This window comes from Halorhodospira halophila, from assembly GCF_016653405.1.
GTDB classification, from domain to species: domain Bacteria; phylum Pseudomonadota; class Gammaproteobacteria; order Nitrococcales; family Halorhodospiraceae; genus Halorhodospira; species Halorhodospira halophila_A.
Genome location: NZ_NHSN01000015.1, coordinates 97,438 through 124,309, shown reverse-complemented (window position 1 = coordinate 124,309; position 26,872 = coordinate 97,438). Strand labels below are relative to the sequence as shown.

Here is a 26,872-nt window from a genome sequence, read left to right as displayed (position 1 = left end):
CCACATCGAAAAACAGTGCGGCCCGCCGCTCGCCGTCCATCCCCTGCGCCGCCGCCTCGGCCAGCAAAGCGAGCACAATCCGGTGCGCGTCCTGTGCCGGCTGCACCGCAGCGCGGCAGCGCTCGAGCTCCGCCGCAACTCCCTCGAACCGCTCCGGTGAGCGGGGCAGGGCTTCCAGGCCGGGGTTCTGGGTGGCGCGGTGCTGGACGCGGCGCCATCCTTCCTTGAGTGTTTCTCCCCGCCCCCAGAGGGCGACGACCAGGGCGACGGCGGCACTGAGCCCGTCGGCTTCCAGGCGCGCTATAGCCTCGTGCACCGCCGGATCAACTTTTCGGCGCTGGCGCTGCAACCGGGCGTTGCGCCAGCGCCGTGGCAGGGCTCGGGTGTGATCAACGAGCCACTGCCCCAGCGCGACGGCACCGCGCAGCAACCCGCCGATGACCACAAAGAGCAGCTGCACGGCGCCGACGAGCGCGGCGAAGACCATGTAGACCATCTGCAGCTGCGCCGCCTTCTGCCCGCGGACCTGGACACCGAAGACCTTCGCTGAGGAGCGGTTGGGGCGGAACCAGTTGAACGAGCCGAGCCGGTTGCGCGTCGAGACGCTCGCCCCGCTTTTGGACAGATTCAGCTTGGTCGGCCCCTTGCCGTAGCGCCCGCGCAGGATGAACCGGCCGTTTTGCAGCGCCACCTGGGTGTTCTTCGCCGGCGTGACCGAGGCGCGGACACCGCGCCGGGTGTTCGCCGTCAGATTCACACCGGCCGCCCGCGCCTGGGCGCGCAGCGCTACCCCGCCGGTGCGACTCGCCCGCAGGTATTTGCCGCGGTGCTCGATGCGCCGCTGTTTGCCGTAGGCGTCTTTTTTGCCGAGGTTGAACAGACCCATGGTTGGCTTCGTTGCTACGCCCTGAATCGTGTAGCGGCCGAATCCCCTTTCTACTCCAGTCCTACGACAGGCTGTGACGTCTTTCCCGGCGGATACGAGGATCATTTGGTTGCGTGGCTTACGCGGGAGCGAGCAGCTCGGCGTCGTCGTTATCCGGTTTGTTCACCCGCGCCGAAACCGGCCATAGCGTAAGGCGCGCCGGATCCAGCCGCCGGGCCGCGCTGCGGACCGCCTCGCGCTCGGTCAGGGCTGGATCCAGCCAGTCCCACCGACAGACGGGGTCGAGGATCACGGGCTGCCGGTCGTGGATTGGCCGAAGGAAGGGGGTGGCCGGTTCCGTGAGGATGGCGCAGCACGTCTGGTGCTCATCGATCCACTCCCACAGCCCGGCGAGGAGCATCACGCCATCGGGGTCGTCGTCTCGAAGGGTGATGTAGTAGGGCTGTTTGCCGGCTTGCTCCTGGCGCCATTCGAAGAATCCGCTGGCGGGGATCAGGCAGCGGCGCTGGCTGAATGCACGCTTGAAGTAGGGACTGGTGGCGACCCGTTCAGCGCGGGCGTTGATCGGTGCGGGCCCGTCGGTATCGGCCCACCGGGGCTTGAACCCCCAGATGGGCCAATCGAGGACCACGGCCTCAGCGTGTTCGTCCGCGCTGCGGAAGGCGGGGATGGGGGTTCCGGGCGGGATGTTGTAGCGCGGTGCGTGCGACTCGCCCGCGGACGGGATGCCGAAGAGGCTCTCGCCGATGGCCTCAAGAGGCCGATTCAGGGCAAAGCGTCCGCACATCGACTCGTCTCCGCGTTCGGTTACACCCTATTGCGTCCTGGGGCCGCCGATGAACACGGCGACACTGACCATAGCCGGCCACATCCAGCCGATCAGAAACAGCAGGATGATGACCGCTTCCGCCGGTGCCGCCAGAATGCCCAATATCACCAGAACCACGGGTACGTTGGCGATCAAGCAGCCATTGCCTTCACGGCCATCCGTCAAGACGGTCAGGTAGACGGCAACCAGTAACAGGATCCCGGCCGCGCTCATCGAGAGCAGGGCGATAAGCACCCGATCGGCGGGTGTGTCGGACCACAACCAGATCACGTGGCCTCCGGCCAGGAGGTCCAGAAACGCGGCCAGGTAGACGCTGGCGAACCCAAGGTGCGTTCGGTTCAGCGGGGATCGAGGGAGCATCCTTTGCACTCTCCGGCCATCGGTGCGGCCCAGGGAAGGCTTGCCCCAAGTCCGGAACGATGGCGCCGATCAGCGGTCTCCGTGCCACGGCTAGCCGCCGTGCATGGACAAAGGTGCCCCTGAGTGTAGGCCGGAAGTCCGGGATGTGATACGCCTCTCAGCCGAGCCGCGGGCCAACGGAAGCCGGCAACCAAAGAACCGAGGATGGCGCCTGATGTGTTGGCGGCAACCAGCCCGCCGATGGCCGGGCCCGGCTGTGGATTGGCGGCCTGGACGACGCGCAGTAGATAGGGCAGGACAGCCCCCAGCATGACACCGGGCAGGACCATGACCAGCAGGGCAATGCCGGAGACCGCCGTCAGGTATTCCATCCAGCCCGCGCCGGAACCGACGTAGGTCAGGCCGGCCGTTGCGCTGTGGAAAGCCCAGGGCGAGACGACCACCACCGTCGCCGCAATGGTGAGCAGGGCAAGCAGCACATGACGGGGGTTAAAGCGAGGGATCCGCGCCAGTCCATGGGAGGCGACGGAGCCCAGGCTCAGCGCCAGGAGGAAGGCGACGAGGACGATCGCATACGTATAGACCGAGTTCTGAAGGACCTGGGCAAAGAGGCGTGTCCAGAGCACTTCAACGGCGAGGGTTACGAACCCCGATGCGAAGGCGTTGGATGGGGCTGTCGGGCGGTCTTGTCGCCGGTGCCCGGGGTCCGGGCGGCGCTATCGGTGGGCGATGTCGATGATCCGTCGGCACGCCTGCCGGCAGATCGGGGCGTATGCAAAGGCCCAACGCGGTAGTTCGAACACCACTCGCGCCCCGCCGTTCGGTAGCGGATCGACGCGGTGCCCAGTGGCGGGAAAACGGGCGACCGACCAGTCCCATCGGTAGGGTGGCTCGAATGTTGTAATCCGGTACCCGACTTGCAATCCAACGCCGGTGATGACAATCCGCCCTGTCGCGCCGGCATGAATGTAGCGCTCGGCCGCTATGACACGACGAACGCTCGGTCCCCAGCGTGGCCACTGATTGGTGTCCGTGAGGATCTCCCACAGGTGTTCGGGGGTGGCTCTGGAGTCGAGACCAACCTCGAGCGGCTTTTCCGGCATGGGGCGGTCGTGGCGCATTGGTATGTTCCCGGGCAGCCTGCTGACTGGCGCTGGTGGCTGAGGTTTAGAACCGACTGAAAGGCGCAGTCACTGCTCACCGCGGGCCGGTAAGCCGGGGGCGCGCAAGTCTGATTATCTTGGACTGCGCGTTGGGCAGGGGGAAGGGGTGCACGCGATGCGTATAAGCTTGCAGATGCGAATGGTTCGCAGTACCATTCTATGTGGCTTTCGTATCGAGAAGAGGTTGGTGTCATGAAGCCGAGGCTGAGGATGTTCGGACGGGCGGCGAGAGAGGTGTTCCGTACGGTGGGGCTGCTGGTCTTTGTCGCCGGCGCCGGCTATTTCCTCATCGCCGGCTACCTCACCGTCCACGAGGGTCTGGCGGGGCAACAGATGGCCGATGACCCGGAGCCGGGCTTGACAGCCGCGCTTGAGCCGGATGGGGAGCGTTGATTCTGCACAGGCGGTCGGGAACTGTTGGGTGACTCCCCGCTCGGGGGTGGTCAGGCGCTCAACCTGCTGATTGTGAAGGGTGTTCTCCTGAGCAGGTTTTGATCAATCGACCTCCGGGCCCCTCGAAATGCGGGCGCCCCCGATTTTCTCCACACGGTTTTCCACAGATTTTGTGGAATTCGCCCGCGATCCGGAACGGACCTTTTCTCCACTGCAAGAGGCGACCGAAGGCTCCGGTGCGTTCAGTGGCGGAAGCGCCTGGACGCAACAGGCAAGCGTGCTATGGTTGGCCGGACAGGCATCCCGCGTGGCCTGTGGGCGGCAGCCCGCGGTCACCGTCCCCCGAAACTTGAGAACGGCCACTCTGGCCCGAGCTCCAGGTCGCACGCACCGTGCCGGATCCGGCACGGCTGTCCGGGTTGCGCCCGCGAGCAACCGACCTGCCCCCGTCGACATAACCGATTGGCTGGATTGAATGAGTAAAAGACCCGAGATCGTTATTTCATCCCGCGACGCCGAGCGGCTTGAGGACCTCATCGATTCGCTGTCTCGGAACGCCTTCCCGGGCAAACCGGACCTTGAGAACGAACTGGCGAGGGCCCGGATCGTCGAGCCGGATGAGGTCCCGCCCGATGTGGTCACCATGAACTCGACCGTCCGGTTCCGTGTGGAGGGGACCGAGGAGGAGTTCACGTTGACGCTGGTCTATCCGAAGGACGCGGATCCGAGCGGGCAGACCATCTCGATACTGGCTCCGGTGGGCAGTGCGCTGCTTGGCCTCTCGCAGGGCGAGGAGATCGATTGGCCCAGGGCCGGTGGCGGTGAGCATCGAGTCCGTATTGAGGAGATCGTCTATCAGCCTGAGCGCTCCGGTGAGCATCATCGGTGATCGGGGGTGAAAAAAAGGGCCGGACCCCTTGTGGTGTCCGGCCCGAAGTACCGCTGACGTGAGCACCCAAGCGACCGTGGAGCCGCTGGATTGAATGTTACTGAAAACGATTCCTATTTGCAAGCCTGTCGCCGTCGCCTCTCCGGGGGCGAAGCTTCGGCGGTGCGTTGTCCGGATCCTTGTCTGAGTCACCACACCGCCCTCGTCGGTTCGGGCGGGACTGCTAGCCTGAGTTAGGGAGCGGCGTGGGGCGTCGTCCGCGCTATGGCGGAGCGCCCCGGCAGGCACCTGCAACCAGAGGGCGTCCCATGAGCCTGACCGAACGCCGAGCACCTGCCCGGCCCCGGTCCCGCTCGGCCGAGGCTGGCTTCGGGCCGGATACTCGGGCGCAGACCACGCACGTGCTTGGACTGGAGCTGCACGCGCCGGTCTTTATCGTCAGTGCCGGTCTCCTGCTGCTGTTCCTCGGGCTGACACTGGCCTTCGCCGAGCCGGCGCGGGATCTTCTGGAGGCGACCCTGGACGGGGTTCGCGGGCGGTTCGCCGGTGTGTTCCTCGGTATCGGGAACCTGCTGGTGCTGCTTTGTTTCGCCCTGATCCTCCTGCCCGCGGGCAACATCCGGCTCGGGGGTGCGGCGGCCCGGCCGGAGTTCGGTCGCCTCTCCTGGCTGACCATGCTCTTTGCCGCGGGCATGGGCGTGGGGCTGATGTTCTGGGCGGTGGCGGAACCGGTGGCCTATTACACCGACTGGCTTGGCACTCCGCGGGGCGTCGAGCCAGGGACCGAAGCCGCAGCCCGGCTGGCGCTGGGCGCGACCCTCTATCACTGGGGGCTGCACCCCTGGGCCATCTACGCCGTGATGGCGTTGGCTCTCGCTTTCTTTGCCTACAACCGCGGTCTGCCGCTGACCGTGCGCTCGGCCTTTTATCCGCTGCTCGGTGAGCGCACCTGGGGGCCGATCGGCCACACCATCGATATCGTCGCGGTGGTTGCGACGGTCTTCGGCCTGGCGACGTCGCTCGGATTCGGGGCCCAGCAGGCGGCCAGCGGTCTGAGCACCATCTTCGCCGGTGTCGAGGACGCGCTGGGTACCCGCCTACTGCTCATCGCGGTGGTTGTTGGTGTCGCCGTGGCGTCGGTACTGCTGGGTATCCAGCGCGGGATCCGCGTGCTGAGCAACCTCAACCTCGGAATGGCCGGGTTTTTGCTACTGTTCATCCTCGTCAGCGGGGGGCTGTTGGCGTCTGCCGTCAGTCTGGCGACCGCCGGGGTCAGCTACCTCGGCCAGCTGGTGCCGATGAGCACGCCGGTGGGCCGCGATGATGCAGGCTTCATGGAGACCTGGACTGTCTTCTACCTGGCCTGGTGGATCAGCTGGTCCCCCTTCGTGGGGATGTTCATCGCCCGTATCTCCTATGGGCGCACCGTCCGCGAGCTGGTTACAGCGGTGCTGCTGGTGCCGACTGCGGTGACGTGGCTCTGGATTAGCGCCCTGGGGGGCGAGGGGCTTCGTCAGGTCCAGGGCGGGCTCGGAGGCCTGGCCGACGGCTTGGGTGAGCGCGAGTCCATGGCACTGTTCCATCTGCTGGAGCAGTTGCCCGGTACCGAGTTCACCGCTGCGCTGGCGGTGCTGTTGGTGGTGATCTTCTTCGTGACCTCGTCGGACTCCGGCTCGCGCGTCCTGGATGCGGTAACAGCCGGCGGCCGCCTGGATACGCCGCGTATGCAACGGGTGCTGTGGGTCGTGTTGACCGGTGTGCTCGCCGCCACGCTGCTGTTCGTCGGCGGCGAGGCGGCCCTGGGTGCACTGCAGGCCGGTGCCGTGGCCAGCGGCTTGCCGTTCGCGATCGTTGTCCTTGCGCTGTCGCTGAGCCTCCTGATCGGTCTCCGGCAGGAAAGGGAGCGTCTGAGCGCGCGGGGGATGGAGCTGCAGCCGCCCCGCGGCGAGCCGACACGCGGGCGCACTGGGTTGTCACGCCCCCAGGCCGCTGGCTGCGCGTATCTGCTTGGCCCGCTCAGCGCACTGCTTCTGTTGATGCTCGAGCGCGCCGACCCGCTGGTCCGGTTCCATGCGGTGCAGTCGCTGGTCTTCTCCGCGGCGGTGCTGCTCCTTGCCGTGGCGATCCTGCTCCTGGCCGTTCCACTGGGCGGGTTGCCCCTGCTAGCGTGGATAGGCGGTGGACTGCTGCTGTTGCGCGCATGCCTGGTGGCGCTGGGCAAGGAGCCGTGGCCATGAAACGAGATCAATTGCGCCGCAAACTCGCGGATCCCAACGCGCCGCCGTTGCTGGTTCAGATCGGGCGGTTTCTGTACGGGCGCGTTACCCGCCTGTTGCTGCTGGCCGCCGCGCTGGCGCTGCTCGGCTCCATCCTGTTGTGGGGAGAGGCGGCGTTCCTGTCGCTGATCGCTTTCACCGTCCTGCTGCCGGCCACGATCATCTCCATCCTGCTGCGCTGGTGGCCAGGAGAGGTGGCCCGTGGCCGCGAACCGGGTACCTCGGCCCCTTGGCGGCGCACCCTCAATCTGCTGGCCGGCGGCATGGTGGTGACCACCCTCGGCTCGCTGATCGCCGGAGTCGGCCTGTTCGGTACGGCCGCTGGCATCATGCTGCTCACCACGGGGCTGCTCCTCCTGCCCCCGGGGATCAGCCTCACCCTGCTCGCGCTGTCCATGCGCTACCGGTTCCGGGTGGGCGGCACCGCCTACGATCCGCGCAAGCAGCTTGGCGAAGAGACCGCCGAGCCGCCCGAGCGCGTGCTGTATCGGGCCGAGGTGCACTGGGGCGTACTCCTGCCGGCCGTGCTTGCCCTGCTCACCAGTGCGCTGCTGGCAGTTGGTCCTTTCGGCGTCGTCGGCCAGGTCATCGCCACGATCCTCTATGTGCTCGTCTTCCCCGGGCTGGCGGCCTACGCTCAGGGGGTGTATTTCGATACCGAGCTGCGCGTCACCGAGAACCACCTCGTCGTCGAGACAGGTCTGATCGTGGTGCACTCGCGGGTCATCCCACTGTCGGACGTTCAGGCCCTGGGGGTCCACTACACCTGGCTCGGCCGCCTTCTTGGGTATGGCCGCGTGGTGATCACCACGCGCGACGGCGTTTGCGTGATCGTCCCCGGGATTGTTGATCCCTTCGGGATCTATCAGGTGGTCATGAGCCGGGTGATGCATGGCGGGCAGCAGGAGCCTGCCCGTCTGGTGGCTCCGGCGTTGTAACGGGCTTGGCCCGGGAGGTTGCTATGGAAGAGATCGTCGTCACCGTCGATGGCTCGGAGTACTCACTCTTCAGTGGCCTGGTGGTGGGCCATGAGCTGCAGGAGCAGAGTGGTCTGCCGTTGAGGTTGCTGTCCGTCGTGGAGCCGGAGGGCTCGGGTCCCGGCCGCCGCAAGGATATCGAGGACATGCTGCCACTGGGCGAGGCGGGAAGCCCCCGGGTCGGTGCTGCGGAGATTGAGGTAACCCCGGCCCAGCGCCCGGCGGAATACCTTGCGCAGCGCATCAGCGAGGACACGCAATCCCTCTACTGCGTGGCCACCCGTGGCCGGGGGACCATGGGCGAGGCGCTGCTCGGCAGCACCGCCGCAACGCTGACCCGACAGGCAAGTCGCCCCCTGTTGCTCAGCGGGCCGGCACTGCCCAGCGGCTGGAGCGGTCCGGTTCTGCGGATTCTGGTTCTGCTGGATGGCTCAAGCTTCGCCGAGCGGATCTTGCCCCGGGCCCTGCAGCTGGCCGAGGCGCTGGACACCGAATTACGCCTGGTCCGGGTGGCCGTCGACACCGCCGGCCAGGATACCTCGGAGGCGGCCAGTTATCTGCAGGCGCTCGCAGCGGCATGGCAGCCGAAGACCCGTCAGAAGATTAGCCACACCGTCCTCGAGTCCGAGCAGGATACCGCGGAGGCGATCACGGATTATGCGGCCAACCGGGGCAGCCTGGTGGCCATGACGACGCAGGGCTGGAGCGGGCTGGCCCAGCTGGCTCTGGGCAGCGTGGCCCATGCGGTGGTCCGCCAGTCGTCCGTACCGGTGATGGTGTTCAATCCAGGGCACGAGGACGACGAGGCTTGAGGTCCGCAGGCTTTTTGTCGGCGGCGTGGGCATCCGCCGTCGGCTGGAAGTGCGTCATAATGGGATAGTCGTGCTGCTCGGAGTGCGTAATGAAGATCGTTTATTGGGGAGTCGGGCTTGCGGTCGTTCTGGTGGTGGGTGTCATCGTTGCCTGGTGGGTCGTGGTCCGCGGCGTCGAGACACCGGAGTACTCGGTGGTCCTGCAGGATGGCGACCGCGAGCTGAGGGATTATCCGGCGCTTCGGGTGGCCGAGGTCGAGCGCAGCGGCAGCCGGGGCGATGCGGTCAGTGCCGGGTTCCGGCCGCTGGCTGGCTACATCTTTGCACGTGAGCGCGAGGGTGATTCCATCGCCATGACGGCCCCGGTGACCCAGACGCCGGAAGGCGAGGGGCGCTGGTTGGTGCGTTTCATCATGCCGGCAAAGTACTCCCTGGACGACCTGCCCCGGCCGGCGGGCGAGGAGATCACCCTGCGCGAACTCGACCCGCAGCGAATGGCAGCCATTCGCTTCTCGGGCCGTGCCAGCGATTCGATGGTCGAGGAGCACGAGCGCAGGCTCCGCGAGTGGATGACGGATCAGGGGCTGGAGGCCGCCGGCGAGCCGGTTTATGCCTATTACGATGATCCGATGACCCCGGGGTTTCTGCGCCGGAACGAGATCCTGATCCCGGTCGAGGATGCGCCGGCGGAGGCGGCGTCGTAAGCGCCGTCTAGCGCATCCACCGGCAACGGCTCAGCGGGGGCGGGACCCGCCCCCTCCGTCCACTGGCCGAACGCACGATGGCCACGCCCTGCTCGACGCGTAGCACCCAAACCGTGTCGCCGGCAGTCAGCTCACCGCGATCCTCGAGCATGGCCGGCAGGGGGGTGTCCTCACCCTGAGGCTGGACGCAGGGGATGCCGTCTTCATCGACGTCAACTTCGGCGAGCGTGTAGTCCCGTGCTTCCCGCTTGAGCCGGTGCCTTTCCCGGCGTTGGATGGCTGGCGGCAGAAAGCGGGCAGCAGCGGCCCCGACGAGTAGTGCGATCACGAACTGGTGGGCATCGCCGAGGGCCAGGCTGGCGAGCGCCGCTGCCAGGGCGCCGATGGCCGCGGCCAGCAGATAGCCACCCTGCAGGCTCGACGGGCGGGCGCCGAGGTCGATGGCTGCCAGGACGGCAGCGATCAGCAGCCACAGAAACATGGCTTAGACGCGGTCCCGTTTCAGGCGTTCGGCGGCCCGCCGCCGCGCCTCGGTGCGGGAGAGCTTGCCTGCCGCGCGTTCCTGCTCGGCGGCCTCCAGGCGATCGGCCTGTTCCGTGTCGCCGTGGCAGGCGCGGGTCAGTGGGTCGTCGCGGCTGCCCGGGGCGCGCCCGTCGCGACGGCGCTGGATGATGACGGCGACCACCAGCGCCGCCAGTGCCAGCCCAACCAGCATCAAGAATTCAAAAGCCAATGCCCCATGCCTCCACGGCTCACGATTGCACGCGTGGTTCCGAACCCTTGGAGGAATCTAGCCGATTCCCGGGCGGCGAGCAAAGAGCAGGTGGCCCGGAGGGCCCGGGGAGCGCCAGAGGGCGCACTCCCCGGCCTGCCGTGCGGAACGTTTAGAATCGGACCTTGGCACCCAGCCGCATGTCGCGTCCCGGCTCGCGTGCGTAATCGCTATCCTCGACGGTCTCACCGGCTGCGTACCGCGGGATGGCGGTGTGGCTGGCGTACTCTTCGTCGAAGAGGTTGTGCACGATGAAATAGAGGGTGACGTCCTCGTCGCCCCCGGGCTGCCAGCGCATCTGCACATCATGGGTGGTGTAGCCGTCGCGTTCGCCGTCGCCCGGGATCACCCGCTCCAGGTCCGCGACCGCCTTCAGCGTGTAGCCGACCTGGAGAGCCGGGTGGAACTGGTAGACGCTGTCCCAGACCAGGCGATCCCCCTGCGGGCCGACGGCACGGACCAGCTGCTGGCGTCCGGAGGGCTCGCCGGGGGTCAGGGTGTCTCCGTCCCCGAGGCCGCGCACCTTGTCGTGGGTGAAGCTCACGGAGCTGTAAAGAGCTTCCCCGCGCCACGCGGCCTTGAGCGTGTAGCCCTCGGTGGTGATCTGATCGTCGAGGTTATCGATGCTCTGGATCGGTTGCCGTCCGAGACGTGTGGGTTGCTCGAACCCGTAGAGGATCAGGTCGTCGATATCGGTCCGGAACAGGGTGCCGGAAAGCTCCAGTCGGCCGCCGGCCAGCGGCTGCTCGGACCGGACGCCGGCCTCGGTCGTAGCGCTGGTCTGCGGGTCGTCATACTCGATGCGAGTCGCCTCGAACTCGTCGAGGTTGAAATCGTCAGGTACCTCGTTCTCATCGAATTGGTCGCGGCTGCCGATGTTCCGGTCCAGATGCAGCGTCGTGGTCCCCGAGCGGCCCTGGGCGGACTCGCCGTAGCCCACGAAGAGCTCGGTTGACGGGGTGGCCCAGTAGCCGATCCGGGCGTTGGTGGAGACCTCCGAGAAGTCCACCGACTCCCCTAGTTGTTCATAGTCGGTCTCCATCCAGTCGCCCCGAACCCCCAGCGAGAGATCCAGTCGCTCGCTCTCGAGCCGGTTCTGGATAAACGCCCCCTGGGACTCGTAGGTCAGGATGTCGCCGCCCCGGCTCGTATGGTCGCCTTCCCCGGTATCCCGTTCGATATCGCCGCCGACGGTCAGGCGGTTCTCCCCGTGGCCCAACGGCCCCAGGGAACCCCGCGCGAGAGTGGCGGTGTTGGCCAGGCGGCCGCCGACACCGTCGCTGAGAAAGCCGACCCCCTCATCGCGGTCTTCCCACTCGCTCTGATTGCGGTAGAGGTCGAGTTCCAGGTCCACCCACCGCGTCTCCGGGTGGAACTCGTAGTTGAGGCTGGTCGTCTCCCGCACCATACGCTGATCGGTAAGGTCGTCCTCTTCAAAGGGCGGACGATCGCCGCCGCTGAGGGGCAATTCCCCCAGGTTCTCGTTCTCCTCATAGCCAAGTCGGACCCGCTGCTGTTCGCCATCGGCGTTGAGCCGAAGCAGGAGATTGCGGTCATCGTACGCCGTGTAATCCTTGATCTCGCCACCACCGAGGCGATAGTCCTCGGTGGTCGTGTAACTGCCGCCCACGAGCAGTCCGATCCGTTCGGTGGGGTAGATGGCGCCCGCCGCACTGGTGGCCAGGGAGTCGGCCGCGCTGCCCCGGACGCCCCGCGCGAAGCCGCCGTAGCCGGTCTCGGGGTCGACGAGGTCGCCTGCGTCGATGGTCTCGAAGCGGACCGAGCCGCCGGTGGCGCCGTGGCCGTCGTCCGCCGCCGGCGGTCCGGGTTCGGCCTCGGCGTAGCGGAGGAAGGCGGGATCGATCCCGGCGAGGCCGCCCCGGTGGTTGTGCAGATCCCGGCCCTGCCGGGCGCCGTCGACCGTGACCCGGGTCTGGTTCCCCTCGATACCGCGCAGATAGAGGCGTCGCGCCTGGCGTGGACCGCCCACGTGGGATTCCGAGTCGCCCCGGAACAGGTCCTGCAGACGGTGGGACTGTTGCCGGCTGATCCGCTCGGTGCCGCTGCCCTCGATCTCCTCCGGCGGTTCAACGAGGACTTCGGGGAGCGCGGTCGGGGCCTCATCGGCCCCGGCGGTGGTGCTGAGGGCGCCGAGCACCGCCAGGCTGGTGCAGGTGAGAAGCGGCGTCTGCGTTCGTTTCGGATGCATCGTGCAAAGCCTCCTGATGGCCAGTCCAAAGTGCGATCCCCGGGTAGGCCCCGGGTGGATCACGGTTTACGCAGTGGCTGGCTGGGTGCAGGGGGCAGCACCTGGCTCGCGAAAATGGAATAAAAAACGATGGAATGTAGGGCGTAGAGCCGGGGTGAAACGGCCCGGGTCACTTGGTCAGGATGAGTTTGCCCTGTCTTGTCTCACGGAGCTGGTACGCCTCACCGCGGTGGTGGATGAAGACACGATTCGCGCCGTTGAAGAGGGCAGCGCTGTCCATGTGCGGGGTCCTTGAGGTCTGTTCGCGCTGATGATCGCTCGGAGTGGGAACCTCCTGGCTGTGGGCGGCGGTCGTCGGCTCCTGGTTCCGTTTGGTCATGGCTGCTTCCTCTGATTGCCGTGCCTCTGCCCGTGCCCGGAGCGTCAATCCGCCAGGGCGCGGATGAGAATCATTAGCGAATGCGATTCTAGTCCGGAATGCCCGGCTCGGCAACCGGGGGTCTGCGTTGGTGAGCCGACCAGTGGACTCGACGGCGCGAATCTCACGCTGATCGTGCGGAACCTGCAGCGCTTGGCGGACTCCGGGGCGTGTGTCATTGTAATCAGCCACGATCTGGAGCTGATCGAGCGGGTCTGCACGTTCCGGTTGACCCTACCTGCCCGCTGAGTCCAACGCGTGGAACCCCTCGATTGTGAGCAAAACCCGCTGTGCAGGTGGACAGGGGCGGCGGATAAGGGGCGCTATCGGATGAGGATTGATCGACTGCGCAGGTTGCTCCGGGAGCTCGCCAGCCCGGGCGGGTTTCGCCGCCACCCCCTGCTGGCGGTGACCTTGGCGCTCATTGTGGCCCTGATCATCTTCGGGTTGGCGCTGCGCCCGGTCTGATCGGCGGCCGGGCGCGGGGCCTCAAGGTGCCAGCGCCCCGGTCAGCGCACCGGCCGCTACTCCGGCGAGTACTGGCAGCGGCAGGGAGACCAGCAGGCGGGCCGCGGTGGTGCGGGCGCCGAGCATCGGCAGCTCGAAGGCGGCGACGCGGTGGAAGGCGAGCACCGACCAGGCGGTGATCAGTGCGATGAGCTGAGCCATGCCGGCGCCGGCGTCGCTCAGCACCACGACTAGAGGGAAGGCGACCACCGGTCCGCCGGGCAGGAAGCCGCCGAGCAACGATGCGATCAGGATCCCTGCGCCGCCCGAGTCCTCGCCGAACAGCGAGCCGACCGCCTCGGCCGGAATCAGCACGGCCAGGAAGGCTGCCGCGATGAGCGCTACCGGGAGGCGCGTGAGCAGCGGCTGGAGTTGTCGCCAGCCCTCCCGGGCGGCGGCACGATGGCTGCCGTGGGGCTGGAACTGCGCGATCGCCGCGCAGATCCCCAGCAGGATGAGGATGGTCACAAAAGCACTCAGCATGCCCAACGTCTCACGCGACGGCCCAACGGGCGGGCCAGGAGTGCGGCCAGAAAGGGCAGGGGCAGGGAGACGAGCATCTTCAGCGCAACGAAGTCGAGCCCGAAGAACGGGATCTCCCAGACCAGGGCGCGGTTCAGGCCGAGGACCGACCAGGCGGTGAGGTAGGCGACGCACACCTCGAACGCGGCACCCGAGCGCAGCAGGGCCACCACCAGCGGGAAGGCGGCGAACGGGCCGCCCGGAGTGAGGGCGCCGGCAGCCGTGGCCAGGGCGAGGCCACGCACGCCGCTGCGCTCGCCCAGCCAGCGTTCAATGGCGTGGCGCGGGATCAGTGTCTGTACATAGCCGGACATGAGCAGCGCAGCCACCAGGATCGGTGCCACCTGCAGCATCAACTCGCCGGCCCGGCTGAGTGCGTCCCACCAGGCCGCCGGGCCATGGAGCACGTAGACCGCGGCCCCGGCGCCCAGCGCCAGCACCGCGAAGAAGATCGTCATCGGATCCAAGTACCGCGCGGACATGCGCGTGTGCCCCTCGTCACGGTCGTGGGGCGCTGTCACGCCGGCTCGGTGTGGCTCTGACCCAGGCTGAAAACCTGGCTGAGTTGGGCGTCGTCCAGATTGCCGATCCACTGCTCGCCGCTTTCCACCGTCATCTCCGTCAGTGCGCGCTTGGACTGGATCATGTCGTTGATCCGCTCCTCGAAGGTGCCCTGGGTCAGCAGGCGGTGGACCTGAACCGTCTGCGTTTGCCCGATGCGGTAGGCGCGGTCCGTGGCCTGGGCCTCGACGGCCGGGTTCCACCACAGGTCGAAGTGGATGACGTGGGAGGCCGCAGTCAGGTTGAGTCCGGTGCCGGCGGCCTTCAGGGACAGCACCAGTACCCGTTCGGTGCGATCATTCTGGAAGCGGTGGACGACTGCGTCGCGCTGGTTTCTCGAGAGCCCGCCATGCAGGAACGCCGGTGTGCGGCCGGTGGTCTCGGCGACGGCCTCTTGGAGCAAGCTGCCGGCCTCGCGGAACTGCGTGAACACGATCGCCTTCTCGTGCCGGCGCTGGATCGGTTGGAGGAGTTCGAGCAGGCGCTGCATCTTGCCCGACGCCTCGCTCCCGTATTCGCCCTCCTTAAGGTACTGGCGCGGGTGGTTACAGATCTGCTTGAGCGCCAGGATCATCTGTAGCACCAGACCCTGGCGCCGGAACGTATCGCAGGTTCCCTGGATGACCTCCAGGCCCTCGCGCACCACCGATTCGTACAGCGCACTCTGTTCGGGAGTGAGCTGACAGTACTGATACTGCTCGATCTTCTCCGGCAGGTCGGTGATGATGCTTCGGTCGGTCTTCAGCCGTCGCAGCAGGAAAGGGGCCGTGACCTGGCGAAAGCGCGTGGCCGTCTCCTGGTCACCGTGGGTCTGGATCGGGGTGACGTACTCGCGCGTGAAGCGCTTCAGGGTGCCGAGCAGGCCCGGATTGCAAAAGTCCATCAGGCTCCAGTACTCAGTGAGTCGGTTCTCCACCGGGGTGCCGCTCATGGCTACCCGGGCGCCGGCGGGGATGGATTTGATCGCCTTGGTCTGGGCCGCCTGGGGGTTCTTGAGGTTGTGTGCCTCGTCGACCACCAGCGCGCGCCAGGACTGCCGCCGCAGCCGTGCGGCGTCGGTTCGCGCCACGCCGTAGGTCGTGAGCACGACGCCGGTTCCCTGCGCATCGTCCGGCAGGGCGCGCCGGCCGCCGTGGTAAGTGGTGGCACCCAGCTCGGGGGCGAATTGCTGGATTTCGCGCATCCAGTTGCTGAGCAGGCTGGTCGGGACCACGACCAGCGCCGGCCGCCCGGCCAGTTCCCCGTCGTCGCGGAGCTGCGCGAGCAGGGCCAGAATCTGCACGGTCTTGCCCAGGCCCATGTCGTCGGCGATCACGCAGCCCAGACCGGCGCGGACATTGCCGTAGAGCCACTGAAAGCCGCGTTGCTGGTAGGGGCGCAGCTGCGCAGCCAGTGATCGGGGGGGCGCGCGCTCAAGGTCCTGGTGCAGAGCTGCGACCCGTTCCCGGGCGCTTTCGTCCAACTGCACTGGCGTCCCAGCGTACTCCCCCGTGAGCGCGACTCGGGTCAGCTCCGCGCCGTCAACCTTCGGCGGGTTGGCCAGGTTGCGGCGGACACGTTCGATCTCCTGCGGGTCGAGGTAAACATATTGTCCGCGGAAGCGGACCAGCCCGGTCGCCCCTTCCACCAAGTCCTCAAAGGTTCCCGGGTCGATCACGTCATCGCCCACTGCCACCTGCCAGTCGAAGCGGAACAGATCGTTGGCGTTGAGGTGGCCGTCGCTGTCGCTACTGCTGGCGGTGAGCCTCATCGTTGCGCTCGGTGGTCGGCCCAGTCGCTCCAGCGACCGGGGCAGCAGCGTGCGGACGCCGAGCAGCTGCAGTGTCGGGAAGACGTTGAAGAGCAGTTCCGGCAGCTCGTCGAGGGTGAGTGACAGCGGTGTGCGGCCCCCGCCACGCAGGTAGTCGCGCAGCGGGTCGTAGGCATCGGCCAGCATCGCCGTGGTGCGCAGCAGCTCGCTGTGCCCGTCGCCGCGCTCGGCGAGGGCGTCGGCGAGCGGGCGATGGGCGCCCGCGCCGTTGCCGCCCGGCTCGTCGCCGACCTCGATGGAGAGTTCGAAGGATTCGGGCTGCGGCTCGTCCACACGCAGGATCAGGGTCTGCGCCGCTTCGGCCAGGTGCAAACGGCGCAGCCAATGGTGCAGGCTGGCGGCGGTGCCGCCCTGGCCGGGATCCGACAGCCAGGCGCAGCCACCGCCGAAAAGCAGGTCGGCCACCGGGTCAGCGGCTGCATTGCTGGCAAGCTCGCTCCACTCCCGGATCCAGTAATCGATGAACAGGCCGCAGAGCAGACGGGCCCGGGTCCGGCGGTCGAGGCCCTGGTCGGCCCCGGGCTCGTCCAGGCGGATGACCCCTTCCGGGGTGCCCGCAGCAAGGCTGCGCAGGAGCGTATCGACCTGCGGATCCAGGCTCGCTGGCATCCACAGGACGCTGGTGCCGCCCCGGTCGATGGTCAGTACCCAGGGTACCGCCGCGCCGGCGGCGGTCAGGTGCAGGGCGGTGCGGTAGGCCGCATGCAGGGCTGCAACCTCCGGCTGCAGGTCGGCCACCTGGTCGGCGTCCAGGGGCGCGAGCAGCTCGACGAGGTCCGCGAGCTCTGCAGCCGCTTCACAGCCGTCGATCTGGACGTCGCCGTCGGCATCCACCCGAATGATGGGGTGGTCGTCCGGGGTCAGGGTGGTGGCTTGGGTCTGCGCCTCCTGGACCTGTGCGTCGCTGCGTGCGGCGTCGCTCAGCGTGCGCTGGGCCTGCCGGGCGACACGCCGTATCTGGGTGCGCCAGAGCTTGCGGTAGCTGTTCAGCCCGCCGATCGGCGGTTCCTGGGGGAGGGCGTCCGGGATCGCCTCGATGCGATCGGGCAGCCGTGAGAAATCTAGCTCGGCGAGCACTGCCGGGTCGGCCGCTGTCTCCTCCGGTGCCGCGCTGCCGGCGCACAGTGCCGCCGCCAGGCTCGGCGGCGCCCCCTGGGCGTCGTTCTCTGGGAGTTCATGGCCCCGCTCGCGCAGCGCGCCGAGTAAGTCGACCCCGCGCAATCGGAAGACCAGGAACGGATCTGTATCGATCTCGCGTGTCAGCAGATAGACCGCCGCCGCTAGGTGCTTGCACGGGACGGCCCAGTCCGGGCACGAGCAGCGCATGCCCAGCTCCTGCCAGCTGCTCGGGAAGACGCGGATGCCCGCCGCCTTGGCGCGCTCCAGTACCGCCGGATCCAGCTGCCTGTTGAGCAGCCCTGCGAGCAGCGCCGGATCATCGACAATGGCCTCGATCAGCTGCCGGGTCTGATCCGCCGGCAACGCAGGGATCCGCAGGTGTACCTTGTAAGGCTGGCGACGCGACCCCTTCACCCGGGCGGTGACCTCGCCCTGATCGATGGTCAGGGCCTGGACGGACCCGTTGTTGGCGTAACGCCGGCCCCGTGGCAGGCGATTGGTGTAATCGATTTCGTGCAGGGCGCCAAGCCACTGCTCGCCCCACCAGGTCCGGCCGAAGGTTGCGCGCGTCATGGGGCCCAGCTTAGCGGCTGGCACCGTCCCGGCCAAGCGCGCGGCCGGGTGGCTGAGGGTTCCGGCGGCCCCGAGCGGTTCTCCCGGCGTGCGTTTCCCGATATTCTGGGAGGTGGAAACCAGCCTGCGGCGGTTTGTCGTAGCGGCTCACCGCCTCCTCGGTCCATTTTGCGGTCACCAGCGATCATGAGCGAGCAGTCGAAACGCAGCCCAGAAAGCGGGGAGCCGGAGCGCTTCCTGCCCGTGCGCGGAAAGGATCTCGTCGTGGGTCGCCCGGTGCCTTACTCCATCTACGATACCTACGAGCGGCTCCTGCTGCGCTCCGGCCGCGTGCTGAAAAGCGACGCGCAGCGCCAGATGCTGCTGGAGTCGGGGCGCGCTCGTGCCACCTCGTTCCAGGAGGATACGGTTACCCTGGGGGAAGCCAGCCCGTCTTGGGAGAACCACAGTGGCGAACTGAAGTTCGATCCCTTCGTCAGTTTCGACCGATGTGCCGCTTCCCTGCGGCGGGTCCATCACGCCATCGATCTCGGTCGCCACGACTACCTGCTGCGGCTGGAAGGGATGATCAGCCAGCTCGGCAACCTGATCGACCGCGATCCGGATGCTGCACTGGCGGCGGCGCACATCAACCGCGAGTTCCCCAATCGCGTGCTGCACCCCATCCGCAAGGCTGTAGTCGCGGACCTGCTCGCCCGCGCCGCCTCTCTGGACGGTGGTCAGCGCCGGGCGGTGGTCGGTGCGTCGCTGACCGCCAACCTCAGCATGCTCGCCCTGCAGGAACAGCTCGATCAGCAGGAGAGCGCCCTCAGCGCGGCGCAGCGCCGTGAACTCCACAGTCACCCGGAGCGGACCGAGGCGTTGCTGACGGCCGCGGGCCTGGAGGATCAACATTGGCTGCGCGCCGTCCGCGAGCATCACGAACGGATGGACGGCTCCGGCTACCCCCGCGGGCTGACGCGGGAGGGGATCAGTACCGAGGCCGCGGTGGTCATGCTCGCCGATGTCTATATGGCCATGGTGACCCCTCGCGCTCACCGCCCGGCGCATGTCATCCGGGATACCCTGCGGGAGCTATACGCGGACGATGGGTGTCGCTTCGACGCCACGCTGACGCGGCTGCTCATTCGCGAGTTGGGGGTTTTCCCACCGGGCACCCTGGTCGATCTGAGCAACGGCGAGACCGCGGTGGTGACCCGTCGCGGCCCGAGCAGCATGGCCCCACAGGTTTTCCTGCTGCGCCGGCCGGACGGCAGCGTCTTCATCCGCCCACGGTTCCGCTCGCTGGCGGAGGAGGAGGGTGTAGAGATCCGTGGCGTGTACCGCCAGGAGGAGCTGCGCGTGCTCTATTCGCCGCACATGGCCTGGGGCTATGACCAGGAGTGGGGCGAGGCGGTGGATCGCGCCGAGCGCGGGTGATTGCGGCCGCCCCGGCTCATCGCGCGGGCTCAGACAGCGCCCACAGCGATGCCGGCGGTGTAGAGCGCGAGCATGGCCAATACCACAGCGAAGACTCCTTCGCGCAGCCGCTGGTGGCTTTTTAGCCGCTCACGCCAGGCTGGCAGCGAGAACAGCGCGGCGACCGCCGCATACCACCCGATGTCCACCCCGGCGGCAATGGACACCATCAGCGCCTGCTCCCACGCCGCCTGCCCGGGGCCGGTGAACGGGCTGAAGATCGCCAGGAAGAACAGGGCAATCTTCGGGTTGAGCAGTGCCATGGCCAGGCCGTCTCCTGCCGCCTGGATCGGGCTGCCCGGTTGCGCCGGCGACCGGTCTTTCTGTGCAGCAGGGGGTTCCGGTCCGATCCGGGCGCTGCGGGCGGACTGCACGGCCAGCCAGCCCAGGTATGCGGCACCCAGGCCCTGGATGGCCGCCAGCAGGGTCGGGTGGGCGGCCAGGATACCGGCCAGCCCGACCACGCTGAGGGCGGCGTAGCCGCCGACGCCGATACCGTGGGCGACGGCCGCGGTGAGCCCGGCCGACCGACCGCCTTCCAGGCTGTGACGCGCCACAACCGCCAGGCTCGGCCCCGGCGACATGGCCCCCAGGGCGCAGACGGTGATCAGCAGTAGCCAGTCGTTTGCTTCCACCGGTCAGAAAGGGTCCTGCATCGCTGCTGGTGCGGATGCGGCGCCTAAGCCGTCGCGGTCAGGAACGCCTGCTCCACGTCCTCGGCGGGGGTGGGCCGCCCGAGCAGGAAACCCTGCACCAGGTCCACCGGAAAGCCTTCCAGGGCCGCCAGCTGTTCGGCTGTCTCCACCCCTTCGGCCACCACCTTCATGCCAAGCTCCCGGGCCAGGCTGGTGATCGCAGCGACGATGGCGCGGCTGTTGCGGTTCTCCGCCAAGCCGCGGATAAACGCCCGGTCGATTTTCAGGGTGTTGGCCGGGAGCTCATGAAGGTAGCTCAGGGACGAGTAGCCCGTACCGAAGTCGTCGATGGCGACCTCGCAGGGGATTTCGCGCAGCCCTCGCAGCACCCCGGTGGGGTTCTGATCCGGAGCCAGGAATGCGCTCTCGGTGAGCTCGAAGGAGAGGCATTGGCTCGGCAACTGATGGTGATCGAGTCGGTCGCGGACCCGGCTCACCAGATCATCGACCCACAGCTGCTGCGCTGAGAGGTTGACGGCGACGGGCGGAGGACTCAGCCCCTGCTCCCGCCAGGTGGCCAGTTGCCGGCAGACCGCGTCGAGCACCCAGTCACCCAGGCTGCGCATCAGCCCTGCCTGCTCGGCCAGTGGCACGAACGTTCCCGGGGCGATGAGCCCCTGCTGCGGGTGACGCCAGCGGACGAGGGCCTCCAGGTGGGCGAGGCGGTGGTGGGCTGACGTGAACAGCGGCTGGTACCAGACCTCTAGGCCCGCGTCATTCTCCAGGGCGCCGCGCAGATCGCTCTCCAGGGCCAGGCGTTGGTGGATGGCCTCGTGCATCTCGGCGCGGTAGAGGCGCAGGGTGTTGCGCCCCTCGTGTTTAGCCCGGCGCAGTGCGGTGCTGGCATGCTGGATCAGCGCGCTGGCCTCCTCGCCGTCGTCCGGGTAGGTGGCGATCCCGACGCTGCAGCCGATGCGAAAGTGCTGTCCGGCCTGCTCCAGGGGGGCGTTCACGGCGCTCATCAGACGCCGGGCACGCCGGACCACGCCGTCGTGGTCCCCGCCCGGGGCAATGATGGCGATGAACTCATCGCCGGCCAGCCGGCCCAGTTCGTCCGCCTCGCCCAGGGTTTCGTTCATGCGCCCGGCCAGTTCCTGGAGGATGCGGTCACCGCTGTCGTGGTTCAGGCTGTCGTTGACCTGCTTGAAGCCGTCGAGGTCGATGATGACGATCCCGATGTGACCACCCTCACGGCTGGCCCGGGTCACTATGGTCGGTAGCCGCTCCTCGATCAGGCGCCGGTTGGGCAGTCGGGTCAACGGGTCGTAGTAGGCCTGGCGGCGCAGCCGCTCCTGCTGGTCGCGGATTTCGGTGACATCGTGTAGTTGGCCGACGTAGTTGACGGTCTGCCCCCGATCGTTGCGTACGGCACTGATGTTCAGGCTGGCCAGGTAGAGTTCGCCGGTCTTGCGCCGGTTCCAGATGTCGCCTTCCCAGGCGCCTTGCTCGTGGATCGACTGCCACATGTCGCTGAAGAAAGACTGGGCATGGCGGCCCGAGGCCAGCAGCGACGGGGTTCGACCGATGACGTCCCTATTGCTGTAGCCGGTGAGATCGACGAAGGCATCATTGATGTACTCGATGTAACCCTCGGCGCTGGTGATCATCACCGCCTCCCGCGAGGACTCGATTAGCCGCTGTGCCAAACGAGCGTTAATGCGGGATTCGCTGATGGCCTCGTCGCGCTGCTCGATGGCGCTCTGCAAATCCTTGAGGTGGAGCTGCTCGGTGCCAACGAGTAGGTCGTTGAGGCCGAGCAGCCCCGCCACGGAGCCCTGCTCATCGGTTACGGCGAGGTGGCGGACCTGGTTGTGGAAGAACAGGCTGCGTGCGCGGATCAACAGGGCATCGGCCTCGATTTGGAGCAGCGGGCGGCTGGCCAGTGCGCCGATCACCGTCGAGCCGGGGTAGTCGGCGACGCAGCGCACCAGGTCCCGCTCGGTAATTATGCCCAGCTCGTCACCGGGGGCGGCCACCACGGCGGCCTCCCAGGCCGACTCGCGCATCTGCGCCGCCGCATCGGCCAGGGGGAGGGTGTCGGGCAGGACCAGTGGCTCGGTACGCATGACGCTGCGCACCTCACGCAGGCGCAGGTAGGGGGCGAGGCCCAGATTGAGGACGACATCGGTGCGCGAGATGATGCCGATGGGCCGCTCGCGGGTGTCCACCACCAGCGCATGGCGGCGCCGCCCCTCGCGGAAGGCACTGGCCGCCTCGCCGATGGAGGTCTGCGACGGCACCGTCTCTACCGGGGAGCTCATGGCTTCGCGGATCGGAACCTGACACGCGCAGGGGTCGGAGAAATCGACGGTCAGCGCGTCGTGTTCGGTCCAGATGCCGATGGCGCGATCCTCGTCATCGAGGACCACGATGGCGCTTTTGCCGCCCGCAGCCATGCGGTTGGCCGCCTCGTTGAGCGGGGTCTCCGGTGAGCAGTGGAGGATGCCGGCGTGCATTAGCCGGGTGACCGGCGTCTCGTTATCCATGTGCGGGAGTCCTTGTGTCGCCCCGGGGGCCCGGGCGGCGGTCGGTGCCCCGATTAGGGTCGATCCCGGCCACGTCCTGCGGGCATTCTGCCAGCACGCAGGCGGTCGTGCACAAGCACGCCAGCTGGCGTTCGATGGTCTTGTGAGACCGGCGATGCTAGCCTGCCCGGAAGACCTCAGGGCACGCCAGATATGCCAGAAGACACCTCCGCGCCCCGCTATCTGCTGCGGCTTTTCATTGCGGGCGACAGTCCGCACGCCCGCGCAGCCCTGCACAATCTCCAGCGGATCTGCGAGTCACAGTTCCCGGATCAGTACCGCATCGAGGTGGTCGATCTGATGCACGAGCCGCACCGGGGTGACGAAGAGGGGGTGATTGCCACCCCCGCGCTCATTAAGGAGCTACCGCCACCGGTGCGGCGTGTCATCGGTGATCTTTCGGATCGTGAGCAGGTACTCAACGGCCTGCAGTTGATCCCCGAGGCAAAGGATGGAATGCCATGAGTGAACGGAGCATCGAGCCGGTGCGCAAGACCGCCACCGGGATCCCGGGGTTCGACTCCATCGCCCGGGGGGGTGTCCCGGCGGGACGGACCACTCTGGTCGCGGGTACGCCGGGTAGCGGCAAGACGGTCTTTGCGGGGCAGTTCCTGGCTGCGGGGATCCTCGATGAGCAAACCCCGGGCGTTTTTGTCACTTGCGAGGAATCACCGGCCGACCTGCGGCGCAATCTGCAGGCCTTCGGGTGGCCCGTGGAGGAGTGGGAGGCCAGCGGCTGGTGGACGTTCGTGGACGCCTCCCCCGATATCGATCAGGAGCCGCAGGAGACCGGCGCCTACGACCTGGGTGGCCTGATCGCTCGGGTCTTCGGCGCCGTGCAGCGCTCGGGCGCGACCCGCCTGGCCATCGACTCCCTCGGTGCCATGTTCTCGCGCTTCCCGGATGTCCGGCAGGTGCGCTGGGATCTGTTTCGGATTGCCGGCCAGATGAAGCGCCTGGAGATCACCACCGTCATGACCGCCGAGCGCGAGGCCGAGTATGGTTTGGTGGCACGGCACGGGGTGGAAGAGTTCGTTGCGGATAACGTGGTCATCCTGCGGAATATCCTGGAGGCGGAGACACGCCGCCGGACGGTGGAGATCCTCAAATTCCGCGGCACGAACCACCAGAAAGGGGAGTACCCGTTCACGATCCTGCCCGAAAGCGGTGTGGTTGCAATCCCGCTCTCGGCGATGGAACTGACCCAGCGTTCCTCCGAATTGCGTATTACCTCGGGCAACGCCGATCTGGACCGGATGTGCGGCGGTGGCTTTTACAGGGATTCCATCGTGCTCGCTTCCGGGGCCACGGGGACCGGCAAGACCCTGATGGCCACGGAATTCATCGCAGGCGGCCTGGCGGTCGGCGAGCGTTGCCTGCTCTTTGCCTTCGAGGAGAGTCGCGACCAGCTCATCCGCAACGCCCGTGGCTGGGACGTTCAGTACGAGCCCGCCGAAGCGCGGGGTGACCTGCAAATCCACTGCGAGTACCCGGAGTCGGCCGGGCTGGAGGATCACCTCATCCGCATCAAGCAGGCCATCGACACCTTCCGGCCCCACCGGATCGCTCTCGACAGCCTGACCGCGCTGGAGCGCGTAGCCACCCCACGTGGGTTCCGGGAGTTTGTCATCGCTCTGACCTCCTTCACCAAGGATCGGGAGACGGCGGGATTGTTTACGGCCAGTACGCCCTCGCTGATGGGTGGATCCTCCGTCACCGAGGCCCACATCTCCACACTCACCGATTCGATCATCCTGCTGCGCTACGTCGAAATGGCCGGCGAGGTGCGGCGCGGGCTCACCGTCCTCAAGATGCGCGGTGCCGCTCACGAGAAGAGCATTCGGCAGTTCCGGATCGATCACCGGGGCATGCATATCGGCGACCCGTTCCGCGGCATCGAAGGCATCCTGGAGGGGCATCCCAACCGAATCATCGACTCGCCGTCCGCTGCCGGCAGGGATCCCCGATCCTCGCATTACTGTGAGTGAACCCGCGCCGGCATGGTGGCGCCGTCCAATGCGCCCGACGGCGATCGCCTCGGCAACGCGGAAGCTGGCAATGCGTAGACGCCCGGCACCGGACGGTGTCGGGCGCGTCGGTGTGCTGACCGCCGGGTCTGGCGGCAGAGAAGTCCCCGGCCGGCCCTACTGCAGGGCCGGCCGGGGGGCGATGACCGGTTGCGTCAACCCGCCTTGCTATTCGGGATTTCGCCTGTTCGCTACCCCGGTCAGCTAACGGCCCGGGAGTAGACGATCAAGGCGTGGCCGCAGAGCAGGATCACAAAGCCGAGCTTGATCGCCAGATCGTAGCCGGCGGCGCTGCCACTAGAGCTGAAGAATGCCTCCTGGTCCACCCGCAGCGATGAACTCGGCAGGCTTGCCGCCATACCGCCGCTGCCCGGGAGATTGTCCCCGCGCAGGTCACGGTAGTAGTTCTCGGCCCCAAAGGCGCCGCCGATGATCATGAGCAGGCCGGCGAGGCCGTTGAGGCCGATGATGGTTGCGTCGTACTGCTCACGCAGGGTGCCCGCCGTCTCCCACCAGGCCCACGCGTGCACATTCATGCCCGCATAGACGACGGCGATAACGGCGAGGCCAATCAGGACAAGGGTCTTCTGGATCGCACTAAACATTCCCCACCTCCGCAATGTGCTGGAACGCTGCCCATTCAATATTGCCGGGCGCGGTGCACTGCACAACGTGATTTCCCTGCGGGATTCCTCTTCGCCGGCGTTGCAGGCAGCAGGCTATGTCGCGCCGCAAAAAGCGCGTATATTCTGAGGGTAGTCCAATGCACGGAAGGCTAGGGGCGTGCCCGGATGTCCAACCCGTATCACCGCATCATCCATCAGAACGAGCAGCGCTTTCGGGTCGCCACCGAAGCCGCCGGGATCGGGGTCTGGGAACTGGACATGCGCGCCGGCGTGTTCCACTGGAATCAGCCCATGTACGACCTCTACGGGGTGCCCTACGGCGATGCGCCGCTGACCTTCGCGGCCTGGGAGCAGCGCCTGCTGCCGGAAGACCGCCGGGCCGCGCTGGAGCGGATCTGGGCGGCGGTGGAGCAGGGCCAGCCCTGGGAGACGACCTTTCGCATCCGCCGGCCGGACGGCAGCCTGCGGGATATCCGCTCCGCCGGACAGCAGCTCTACGACGAGCAGGGCCAGCCGAGCCGGATGTTCGGGATCAACGAGGACGTCACCGAGCAGCGCCAGGCCGAGCGGGCCCGTGCCCGTGCCGAGCAGGAGCACCGCGCCTCCCTTCGGGCGATCAGCCATGGGCTGAGCAAGCCGCTGCGGACCCTGGGCCGGGCCCATGAGCGTCTCCGGGCCTCCGCCCTGGATGCCGAGCAGCGCTACGACCTCGAGCAGGCGGAAATGGCCGGCGAGACCCTCCTCGCCCAGGTCCACGCCATCCTTGGACTGGCACAGCCCGAGCCCGATGCAGGCCAACTGCGCGCCGAGCCCTTCGACCTGCGCCGCTGCCTGTCGGAGCAGGTGGCGCTGCTGCGCGAACTCGCCGAGCGCAAGGGACTGCAGCTGCACCTGGAGTGGGGCGGCGCGCTGCCGCGCCGGGTGCGCGGCGATCCGGTACGCTTTCTCCAGGTGGTCAACAACCTCACCCACAACGCCATCCACTTCACCGAGCATGGCTCGGTGACGGTACGCGTGCGGCGGCTTGAGGGGGCGCGGATCGAGGTGGCGGTGGCCGACACCGGGCCGGGGATCGCCGAGGCGGATCAGGCGCGCATCTTCGAGGCCTTCACGCGCGCCTGCAACTCACCCACCTGTGAAACCGGCTGTGGCTTCGGCCTCTACATCTGCCAGCAGATCGTCTCGCTGCTCGGTGGGGAAATCCGGGTGGAGAGCACCCCCGGCGCGGGTGCGGTCTTCAGCTTCTCCGCCGTGCTCCCGGAGGCCGACAACGACGGCGAGGCCTCAATGGTTGGCGATCTGCTCGGTGACGAGGTCCCGTCCCCGGGTGCGGTGGAACTCGATGTGCTGGTCGCCGAGGACGATGCGGCCAGTGGCCGGCTGCTCTACGAACTCCTGCTGCGCATCGGCTGCGCACCCCGTCTGGTGGACAACGGCGTGGACGCCTTCGACGAGTGGCAGCGCCGGCCCCCGGACCTGATGCTCCTCGACCTGCACCTGCCCGATCTCGACGGACGCCGGCTGACCCGGCTGGTGCGTCAGGCCGAAGCCGAGGAGGACATGCCGCGCACCCCCATTGCTATCATCACCGCCCATCCTCTGGCCGACGTGCAGCGCGACTGCCTGCAGGCCGGGGCGGACCGGGTGTTCAAGGAGCGGGTCGGACTGGGTGTCCTGCAGCAGCTCATCGATCACATCCGCAGGCTGCGGGAACAGTCCACCGGCTGTCCGGTCTGAGCGCGTCTACGCCGGCGCCAGGCG

26 protein-coding genes and 1 pseudogene are annotated in these 26,872 nt (G+C 67.6%); 12 read left to right on the top strand and 15 right to left on the bottom strand.

From position 1 onward, the window contains the following. The 5 genes from CCR79_RS04955 to CCR79_RS04935 form a co-directional block, all read right to left on the bottom strand. On the bottom strand, window positions 1-886 hold an 886-nt coding region (locus CCR79_RS04955), incomplete at its 3' end, for a DNA-binding protein (protein WP_201169402.1). A 118-nt stretch (window positions 887-1,004) separates the two neighbouring features. Beyond that, window positions 1,005-1,673 (bottom strand): SOS response-associated peptidase, encoded by a 669-nt coding sequence (locus CCR79_RS04950; RefSeq protein ID WP_201169400.1) that lies wholly within the window; start codon window positions 1,671-1,673, stop codon window positions 1,005-1,007. Between the two features lie 27 nt (window positions 1,674-1,700). Continuing rightward, window positions 1,701-1,985: a hypothetical protein gene (locus CCR79_RS04945; RefSeq protein WP_201169398.1), complete on the bottom strand. Its 285-nt coding sequence runs from the start codon at window positions 1,983-1,985 to the stop codon at window positions 1,701-1,703. A gap of 68 nt (window positions 1,986-2,053) precedes the next feature. After that, the gene (locus CCR79_RS04940) at window positions 2,054-2,701 is read right to left on the bottom strand and encodes a hypothetical protein (RefSeq protein ID WP_201169396.1); all 648 of its coding nucleotides are present in this window, start codon (window positions 2,699-2,701) and stop codon (window positions 2,054-2,056) included. 90 nt (window positions 2,702-2,791) lie between these two features. Beyond that, the gene (locus CCR79_RS04935; RefSeq protein WP_201169395.1) at window positions 2,792-3,196 is read right to left on the bottom strand and encodes an SRPBCC family protein; all 405 of its coding nucleotides are present in this window, start codon (window positions 3,194-3,196) and stop codon (window positions 2,792-2,794) included. A gap of 234 nt (window positions 3,197-3,430) precedes the next feature. Here CCR79_RS04935 and CCR79_RS04930 point away from each other — a divergent pair, with 234 nt between their 5' ends. The 6 genes and pseudogenes from CCR79_RS04930 to CCR79_RS04905 all read left to right on the top strand — a co-directional run bounded on the left by CCR79_RS04930 (window position 3,431) and on the right by CCR79_RS04905 (window position 9,289). Continuing rightward, window positions 3,431-3,631 carry a hypothetical protein gene (locus CCR79_RS04930; RefSeq protein ID WP_201169393.1) on the top strand — a complete coding sequence of 67 codons (201 nt, stop codon included), beginning with the start codon at window positions 3,431-3,433 and terminating at the stop codon, window positions 3,629-3,631. Window positions 3,632-4,106: 475 nt separating this feature from the next. Next, on the top strand, window positions 4,107-4,520 hold the full coding sequence (gene rnk / locus CCR79_RS04925; RefSeq protein ID WP_201169390.1) for a nucleoside diphosphate kinase regulator: 414 nt from the start codon (window positions 4,107-4,109) through the stop codon (window positions 4,518-4,520). Window positions 4,521-4,834: 314 nt separating this feature from the next. Further along, window positions 4,835-6,418, top strand: a pseudogene (locus tag CCR79_RS04920) (BCCT family transporter); the annotation flags it as partial. Window positions 6,419-6,753: 335 nt separating this feature from the next. After that, window positions 6,754-7,734 (top strand): PH domain-containing protein, encoded by a 981-nt coding sequence (locus CCR79_RS04915; RefSeq protein WP_201169384.1) that lies wholly within the window; start codon window positions 6,754-6,756, stop codon window positions 7,732-7,734. A 23-nt stretch (window positions 7,735-7,757) separates the two neighbouring features. Further along, window positions 7,758-8,585 (top strand): universal stress protein, encoded by an 828-nt coding sequence (locus CCR79_RS04910; RefSeq protein ID WP_201169382.1) that lies wholly within the window; start codon window positions 7,758-7,760, stop codon window positions 8,583-8,585. Between the two features lie 89 nt (window positions 8,586-8,674). After that, entirely contained in the window at window positions 8,675-9,289 is a 615-nt protein-coding gene (locus tag CCR79_RS04905; RefSeq protein WP_201169380.1) for an SOUL family heme-binding protein, read from the top strand. Window positions 9,290-9,296: 7 nt separating this feature from the next. On the opposite strand, the gene CCR79_RS04900 is transcribed toward CCR79_RS04905, so the two are convergent. From CCR79_RS04900 to CCR79_RS04885, 4 genes are all read right to left on the bottom strand, one after another. Continuing rightward, window positions 9,297-9,770, bottom strand: coding sequence for a hypothetical protein (locus CCR79_RS04900; protein ID WP_201169378.1), 474 nt, complete (start codon window positions 9,768-9,770; stop codon window positions 9,297-9,299). Between the two features lie 3 nt (window positions 9,771-9,773). Further along, window positions 9,774-10,022 carry a hypothetical protein gene (locus CCR79_RS04895; RefSeq protein ID WP_201169376.1) on the bottom strand — a complete coding sequence of 83 codons (249 nt, stop codon included), beginning with the start codon at window positions 10,020-10,022 and terminating at the stop codon, window positions 9,774-9,776. 151 nt (window positions 10,023-10,173) lie between these two features. Continuing rightward, the gene (locus CCR79_RS04890; protein ID WP_201169374.1) at window positions 10,174-12,270 is read right to left on the bottom strand and encodes a TonB-dependent receptor plug domain-containing protein; all 2,097 of its coding nucleotides are present in this window, start codon (window positions 12,268-12,270) and stop codon (window positions 10,174-10,176) included. A gap of 169 nt (window positions 12,271-12,439) precedes the next feature. Then, entirely contained in the window at window positions 12,440-12,649 is a 210-nt protein-coding gene (locus CCR79_RS04885) for a hemin uptake protein HemP (protein WP_201169372.1), read from the bottom strand. 63 nt (window positions 12,650-12,712) lie between these two features. Here CCR79_RS04885 and CCR79_RS04880 point away from each other — a divergent pair, with 63 nt between their 5' ends. Beyond that, window positions 12,713-12,937 carry a hypothetical protein gene (locus CCR79_RS04880; RefSeq protein ID WP_201169369.1) on the top strand — a complete coding sequence of 75 codons (225 nt, stop codon included), beginning with the start codon at window positions 12,713-12,715 and terminating at the stop codon, window positions 12,935-12,937. 81 nt (window positions 12,938-13,018) lie between these two features. Further along, on the top strand, window positions 13,019-13,156 hold the full coding sequence (locus CCR79_RS04875; RefSeq protein ID WP_201169367.1) for a hypothetical protein: 138 nt from the start codon (window positions 13,019-13,021) through the stop codon (window positions 13,154-13,156). A 21-nt stretch (window positions 13,157-13,177) separates the two neighbouring features. On the opposite strand, the gene CCR79_RS04870 is transcribed toward CCR79_RS04875, so the two are convergent. Genes CCR79_RS04870 through CCR79_RS04860 form a run of 3 tightly spaced genes read right to left on the bottom strand, consistent with a single transcriptional unit; the run spans window position 13,178 to window position 17,780 of the window. Then, window positions 13,178-13,678, bottom strand: coding sequence for a hypothetical protein (locus tag CCR79_RS04870; protein ID WP_201169365.1), 501 nt, complete (start codon window positions 13,676-13,678; stop codon window positions 13,178-13,180). After that, window positions 13,672-14,175: a permease gene (locus CCR79_RS04865; protein WP_201169363.1), complete on the bottom strand. Its 504-nt coding sequence runs from the start codon at window positions 14,173-14,175 to the stop codon at window positions 13,672-13,674. The genes CCR79_RS04870 and CCR79_RS04865 overlap by 7 nt, the downstream gene beginning before the upstream one ends. 59 nt (window positions 14,176-14,234) lie before the next feature. Next, the gene (locus CCR79_RS04860) at window positions 14,235-17,780 is read right to left on the bottom strand and encodes an SNF2-related protein (protein WP_201169361.1); all 3,546 of its coding nucleotides are present in this window, start codon (window positions 17,778-17,780) and stop codon (window positions 14,235-14,237) included. A 186-nt stretch (window positions 17,781-17,966) separates the two neighbouring features. Between CCR79_RS04860 and CCR79_RS04855 the strand changes: the two genes are divergently transcribed. After that, complete coding sequence (locus CCR79_RS04855) at window positions 17,967-19,199, top strand: HD-GYP domain-containing protein (RefSeq protein WP_201169359.1); 1,233 nt, start codon at window positions 17,967-17,969, stop codon at window positions 19,197-19,199. A gap of 29 nt (window positions 19,200-19,228) precedes the next feature. On the opposite strand, the gene CCR79_RS04850 is transcribed toward CCR79_RS04855, so the two are convergent. Both CCR79_RS04850 and CCR79_RS04845 read right to left on the bottom strand, forming a co-directional pair. After that, entirely contained in the window at window positions 19,229-19,873 is a 645-nt protein-coding gene (locus CCR79_RS04850) for a LysE family transporter (RefSeq protein ID WP_201169356.1), read from the bottom strand. Window positions 19,874-19,917: 44 nt separating this feature from the next. Continuing rightward, on the bottom strand, window positions 19,918-22,419 hold the full coding sequence (locus tag CCR79_RS04845) for an EAL domain-containing protein (RefSeq protein WP_201169353.1): 2,502 nt from the start codon (window positions 22,417-22,419) through the stop codon (window positions 19,918-19,920). A 192-nt stretch (window positions 22,420-22,611) separates the two neighbouring features. Between CCR79_RS04845 and CCR79_RS04840 the strand changes: the two genes are divergently transcribed. Continuing rightward, the gene (locus CCR79_RS04840) at window positions 22,612-22,923 is read left to right on the top strand and encodes a circadian clock KaiB family protein (RefSeq protein ID WP_201169351.1); all 312 of its coding nucleotides are present in this window, start codon (window positions 22,612-22,614) and stop codon (window positions 22,921-22,923) included. Further along, the gene (gene kaiC / locus CCR79_RS04835) at window positions 22,920-24,446 is read left to right on the top strand and encodes a circadian clock protein KaiC (RefSeq protein ID WP_201169348.1); all 1,527 of its coding nucleotides are present in this window, start codon (window positions 22,920-22,922) and stop codon (window positions 24,444-24,446) included. The genes CCR79_RS04840 and kaiC overlap by 4 nt, the downstream gene beginning before the upstream one ends. A 239-nt stretch (window positions 24,447-24,685) precedes the next feature. Here kaiC and CCR79_RS04830 read toward each other — a convergent pair whose 3' ends face one another. Next, the gene (locus CCR79_RS04830) at window positions 24,686-25,090 is read right to left on the bottom strand and encodes a hypothetical protein (RefSeq protein ID WP_201169347.1); all 405 of its coding nucleotides are present in this window, start codon (window positions 25,088-25,090) and stop codon (window positions 24,686-24,688) included. Between the two features lie 186 nt (window positions 25,091-25,276). Here CCR79_RS04830 and CCR79_RS04825 point away from each other — a divergent pair, with 186 nt between their 5' ends. Next, window positions 25,277-26,848 carry a hybrid sensor histidine kinase/response regulator gene (locus CCR79_RS04825; protein ID WP_201169346.1) on the top strand — a complete coding sequence of 524 codons (1,572 nt, stop codon included), beginning with the start codon at window positions 25,277-25,279 and terminating at the stop codon, window positions 26,846-26,848. Window positions 26,849-26,872: the final 24 nt, after the last annotated feature.